This window comes from uncultured Campylobacter sp. (assembly GCF_937997405.1).
In the GTDB taxonomy this organism is placed as follows: domain Bacteria; phylum Campylobacterota; class Campylobacteria; order Campylobacterales; family Campylobacteraceae; genus Campylobacter_B.
In genome coordinates, this window is the sequence record NZ_CALKTL010000070.1 from 1 (window position 1) to 5,520 (window position 5,520).

A 5,520-nucleotide genomic window follows, 5' to 3' on the forward strand; every position below is an offset into this window, starting at 1 on the left:
GAGCGGCTCGGACGAGCTCGCGCAAAGATATAAAAACGTAAGCCTGATCGATTTTGGCGGCAAGAACATCGACATTTTCGGCGGCGATGAGATCGCGTTCGTCGGCCCGGAGGGCGGATTTTCGCCGCGCGAAAGGGAGAAATTTAAAAACGCCTATGCGCTTAATAGCCCCTATATTTTGCGCTCAAACACCGCGCTGATTGCAACTTGCGCGAAGTTGATCTTTTAAGCACTCGGCAAATTTTAAAATTTAAAAAGATCGCGCGTTTGAAATTTTTGGAATTTAAAATTTGCTCTGCGCGATCCGCTATGTTTATCGACGGCTTAACGCGCGGCACGTATTCGCTGCGGCGTATCTTTGCGCGCTGTATTTTGCACGCCGCAGTAAATCAAAATTTTACCCGCAAAGCGGGCTAAATTTTAAAATTCTTCGCGCTTAAAAAGCATGATCGAAAAAAATTGCCGCTTTGCCGAGAGTTTTTAAAACCCTTTAAATTTGCTTTTTAGATAAAAAAGTTGTATAATCGCTGCCTTTTAAAATCATCAAAAAGGATCAAAAATGAAAAAAGATATCCATCCAAACTTTGTCGAAACGACCGTTACTTGCGCTTGCGGAAACACTTTTAAAACGCGCTCGAACAAGCCTGAGATCCGCGTCGATATCTGCTCCAACTGCCATCCGTTTTTCACAGGCAGCGAGAAGATCGTAGATAGCGCGGGCCGCGTCGAGAAATTTAAGCAAAAATACGGAATGAAATAGTTGCTATATCTCATTCCTACGCCGATAGGAAATCTAAGCGATATCTCGAGCCGCGCACTTGAGGTATTGCAAAGCTGCGAAATCCTAATCTGCGAGGATACGAGGGTTTCAAAAAAACTTCTAAACCTATTATCCGATAAATTTCAAATTTCATTTAAAATTTCACGGTTCTACTCGCTGCACACGCACAACGAAGCGGAGTTTTTCGCGGGCTTTGATGCGGCGCTTCTGCGCGAAAAAGCTTGCGCATACGTAAGCGACGCAGGCATGCCCTGCATCAGCGATCCGGGAATTGCGCTCGTAAAATTTGCGCAACGAAGCGGCGTGCCTTACGAGGTGCTTAGCGGCGCAAACGCTCTGCTGCTCGCAGCCGCCGCAAGCGGACTGGTGGAGAAAGAATTTAGCTTTTTAGGCTTTTTGAACAATGACGGCGCGCAGCGCAAAGCTCAGATTATAAATTTAATGCAAAGCCCATATCCGTGCGTACTTTACGAATCTCCAAAGCGCGTAATAAAGCTAATTGAGCAGATCGCGGGGATTGATGCGAAACGCAGAATTTTTGCGATCAAGGAAGCTACCAAAAAATTTGAAACCAAATTTTTCGGTAGCGCCGCGGAGGTCCTATTCAGCCTAAACGGCGCAAATTTAAACGGCGAATGGTGCGTTGTGATTGACGGCGCAGGCGAGAAAAGCTTTGAAAAAATCACGCAAGAAGATATTCTATCACTTGAGATCGCGCCGAAAATAAAAGCGAAACTGCTCTCAAAAATCAGCGGCGAACCCGCCAAAGAAATATATAAAAATTTGATACGCTAAGTCATATTTTAACCGTTTTTCGCTAAAATCCCAAAATGATTATTTACGGCAAGCAGCTGTTTTTACACCTTTTAAACCGGCATCCGCAGAAATTTATCCGCATCATCCTTGCAAAGGAGTGCGAGAAAGAAATTTTTAAAAAGATCGCCGCGACCGGCGTAAAAATCGAGCGCGCCGATGCGAAAAAAGCTCAAGCCCTCGCTCGCGGCGGCAACCATCAAGGCTTCTTGGCCGAGGTGGAGGAGTTCAGCTTCGGCGATCTTGCTAGCGTCAAAGACGATAAATTCGTGCCGATCCTTTATGGGCTTACCGACATCGGAAACATCGGCGCGATAATGCGCAGCGCCTATGCTTTGGGTGCAAATAGCGTGATCGTCGTCGCAAATAATCTAAATATGGCGGGCGTAGTGCGCGCAAGCTCGGGCGCGGCGTACGAGCTAAACGTCGTTAAGGTCGCAGACGGGCTTAGCGCGATAAACGAGCTTAAACAAAGCGGCTTTGAAATTTACGCCGCGAGTGCGGACGGGACGAACTTTAAGGAGTTAAAGCTCGGCGCGAAAAGCGCACTCGTAATGGGGAACGAAGAAGAGGGGATACCTGCTAGAGCGCTTAAAAAATGCGACCACGCGGTATCAATAAAGATGCGCGAAGGCTGGGATTCGCTTAACGTAAGCGCGGCATTTGCGATACTATGCGATGGAATTTTAAATGGAAGAAATAAAAGAGAAGTTAAATAATACGGACGAGCAGGCAGAACAAACCGAAAAGCCGGAGCAAACGCAGCAGCCAAAAAGCAGCGATCTAGATAAATTAAAATCTATGGATCTGATCGAGATTGCGCGTACGACGCGCATCGACGCGCAAAATTTAGAATACATCATAAACAAAGACTTCGAAAAGCTAGCAAATTTTAACGTTAGGGGTTACATTAAAATTTTAGAGCGCGAGTTCGGGCTGGATCTATCGGACTGGCTTAGCGAGTTTGAGAGCGCCAAAGCGAGCTTCGCGCCCGTTAAAAAGGCCAAAGTCGAGCAGGTTTATGGTCAAAGGGTCAGCCCTAATAAAAGCGGCAGCGGTTGGCTTTTATGGCTGCTTGCGATGGTATTAATCATAGGCGCGATCTTTTATTTTGGACTTTATAAAAGCTTCGGCGAATTTTTGGGCTCGCTTTTATGGGAACAAAACAAAACCACCTACTCGGACGCTCCAATCGTAAATAACACTCAAAAAAAGCTTGAAAACATCGGTATCGACGTCATTTCGCACAACGCTACAGATGAAAAATTCGCACTAAAATCGGATATTAATGCAGCCGCTGCTGCGGATGAAAATTTAAGCTCGCTCAATGCGCTGGACCGCTCTATCAGGATTGAGCGCGCGAGTGCCAAAACGGAGGAAAATTCCACCGACGGAAACGCTACTCAAAGCGCGCCCGCACCCAGCAAAGATATCGTGCTTAATCCGCGCGGCAAAATGTGGATCGGTATCATCGATCTAAAAAGCGGCAAGAAGCGCGAGATGGTCATCAATGCCCCTTACGTAGTCGCTTCGCAAGGAGATGAGGAACTGCTAATCTCTACCGGCCACGGGATGTTTGAGCTCGGCAAAGCCGATGGCAACGTAACTTTCAGCGAAAGAAACACTCAAAAATTCCACGTCAAAGATGGCAATATCACTAAAATTTCAGCCGATGAGTTTCTGCGCTTAAACAAGGGCAAGAAGTGGTAAAATCCTCGTTCTCGTGTGCGGCTCTTCGCTCGTAGGGCTTTTGCCGCCGCCGAGGATAGAATTTCGGTCCGCTGCGGCGAGTGCAACTTAAAATAAACCCACGAGCGTAAATTTAGAGGGTTTTGAACCGCGCCGCCTTAGATAGAATTTTAAGCGGCGCAGGCAAAATTTAACGGTGCGATAAAATTTCAAACGGTGCGGGCGCTTGCGGTAGCGCGATAAATTTAAAGGGTTGTCGTTCGAGGACATGGCGTAAAAACGGCAGCTTTGATCGTTATCGTTTTGAGCGGACGTAAATTTAAATGTCGCCGCAAAGTGTCGACGCGCTAAATTTAAATGATCAATGTCTCGGCGATTTTAAAATTTTAGTGTGGTAAAATTTTAAAATCGCCTTAGCAATATAAAATCGCCGCCGCATCGACGCTAAGGCTTGAAATTTTGCCTCCGTGCGGTACGAGCAGATCGCTGCGTTTAAGGCGCGAAATTTTAAATATGGCTTGAAAATTACTTTAAGATAAGAGGTTTGAGATGTTTGACGAAATTCGTTTTTCAAAAATCGAGCGTTTGCCAAATTACGTTTTTGCCGAGGTTAACGCCATAAAAATGGCTGCACGCAGAGCCGGCGAGGATATAATCGATTTTTCGATGGGCAATCCCGACGGCAGGACGCCGCAGCATATAATCGACAAGCTTTGCGAAAGCGCGCAAAAGGACAAGACGCACGGCTACTCCGTAAGCCAGGGCATCTACAAGCTGCGACTTGCCTGCGCGAATTGGTACAAGCGCAAATACGGCGTGATCTTGGACCCGGAAAGCGAGATCGTCGCGGTGATGGGCTCTAAAGAGGGCTTCGTGCATCTAACAAGCGCGATCGTAAATCCGGGCGATGTCGCGGTAGTGCCCGATCCTGCGTATCCGATCCACACTCAAGCCTTCATTATCGCGGGCGGCAACGTCGTTAAAATCCCGCTTGCCTATGATGAGAATTTAAATTTTAATGAGAATAAATTTTTCATCGATCTGCAAAAAACCTTCGATGAGAGCATTCCGCGCCCAAAATACGTCGTCGTAAATTTCCCGCACAACCCCACCACCGTCGTCGTACAAAAAAGCTTCTACGAGCGGCTCGTGGCGATGGCGCGGCAGGAGCGGTTTTATATCATCAGCGATATCGCTTACGCGGAGATCGCTTTCGAGGGTTACAAAACGCCCTCGATTTTTGAGGTTCAGGGTGCGAAAGACGTCGCAGTCGAGGCGTACACGCTCTCTAAAAGCTACAATATGGCGGGCTGGCGTGTGGGTTTTGTTAGCGGTAATAAAAAGCTCGTCGCCGCGCTTAAAAAGATCAAATCTTGGTTTGATTACGGTATGTTTACGCCGATCCAAGTAGCCGCCACGATCGCGCTGGACGGGCCGCAAGAGTGCGTAGAGGAGATCCGCGCGAGCTATGAGAAGCGTAGAAATTTTTTGATTGACGCTTTTGCGGACGCGGGCTGGCAGATCGCAAAACCTAGCGCGTCGATGTTTGCGTGGGCGAAATTGCCGCCCGCGGCGTCTCATCTAAGGAGCATGGAGTTTTCCAAACAGCTTCTTACCAAGGCGCGCGTCGCCGTAAGTCCCGGCGTGGGCTTTGGTGCGGCGGGAGACGATTACGTGCGGATCGCTTTTATCGAAAACGAGAATAGGATCCGCCAGGCTGCTAGAAATATAAAAAAATATTTGAAAGAGATCTGATGAAGGTAGCGATTTTAGGCGTCGGCACCGTAGGTAGCGAAGTTGCAAACATTTTGATCAAAAACAAAGATATCATTCTTGCGCGTGCAGGCGTTAACATAGAGCCCGTAATCGGGCTCGTGCGCGATACGAGCAAAAAAAGGGGCGTGCAAATTCCGCTTAGCAGCGACGCGCAAAGTATCATCGAGCGCGACGATATCGACGTTTTTGTAGAGCTCATGGGCGGGGTAGAAAAGCCCTACGAGATCGTAAGCGAAATTTTAAAGCGCAAAAAAGCGGTCGTTACCGCAAATAAGGCACTTTTGGCTTATCATCGCTACAAGCTCCAGGCTCTAGCGGGCGATACGCCTTTTGGATTTGAAGCGAGCGTAGCAGGCGGAATTCCGATTATCAAAACCCTGCGCGAGGGGCTAAGCGCCAATCGTATCGAAAAAATAATCGGCATCGTAATTGATAAACGGCACGATATCCACGAAGTTGGG

The 5,520-nt window shown here is 47.7% G+C and carries 6 protein-coding genes and 1 pseudogene; all 7 read left to right on the forward strand.

From position 1 onward, the window contains the following. Positions 1 to 229 (forward strand): 16S rRNA (uracil(1498)-N(3))-methyltransferase (locus Q0372_RS03470; protein WP_298102595.1); only part of this gene is annotated, 229 nt, incomplete at its 5' end. 330 nt (positions 230 to 559) lie between these two features. Beyond that, positions 560 to 760: a 50S ribosomal protein L31 gene (gene rpmE / locus Q0372_RS03475; protein ID WP_177387662.1), complete on the forward strand. Its 201-nt coding sequence runs from the start codon at positions 560 to 562 to the stop codon at positions 758 to 760. After that, positions 761 to 1,576 (forward strand): 16S rRNA (cytidine(1402)-2'-O)-methyltransferase, encoded by an 816-nt coding sequence (rsmI, locus tag Q0372_RS03480; RefSeq protein ID WP_298102599.1) that lies wholly within the window; start codon positions 761 to 763, stop codon positions 1,574 to 1,576. Between the two features lie 35 nt (positions 1,577 to 1,611). Then, positions 1,612 to 2,313, forward strand: a complete 702-nt coding sequence (rlmB, locus tag Q0372_RS03485) for a 23S rRNA (guanosine(2251)-2'-O)-methyltransferase RlmB (protein ID WP_298102604.1) — start codon at positions 1,612 to 1,614, stop codon at positions 2,311 to 2,313. Next, positions 2,285 to 3,304 carry a hypothetical protein gene (locus Q0372_RS03490; RefSeq protein ID WP_298102608.1) on the forward strand — a complete coding sequence of 340 codons (1,020 nt, stop codon included), beginning with the start codon at positions 2,285 to 2,287 and terminating at the stop codon, positions 3,302 to 3,304. The genes rlmB and Q0372_RS03490 overlap by 29 nt, the downstream gene beginning before the upstream one ends. A 528-nt stretch (positions 3,305 to 3,832) precedes the next feature. Next, positions 3,833 to 5,038: an LL-diaminopimelate aminotransferase gene (locus Q0372_RS03495; protein ID WP_298102611.1), complete on the forward strand. Its 1,206-nt coding sequence runs from the start codon at positions 3,833 to 3,835 to the stop codon at positions 5,036 to 5,038. Further along, positions 5,038 to 5,520, forward strand: a pseudogene (locus tag Q0372_RS03500) (homoserine dehydrogenase); the annotation flags it as partial. The gene Q0372_RS03495 and the pseudogene Q0372_RS03500, both read left to right, overlap by 1 nt.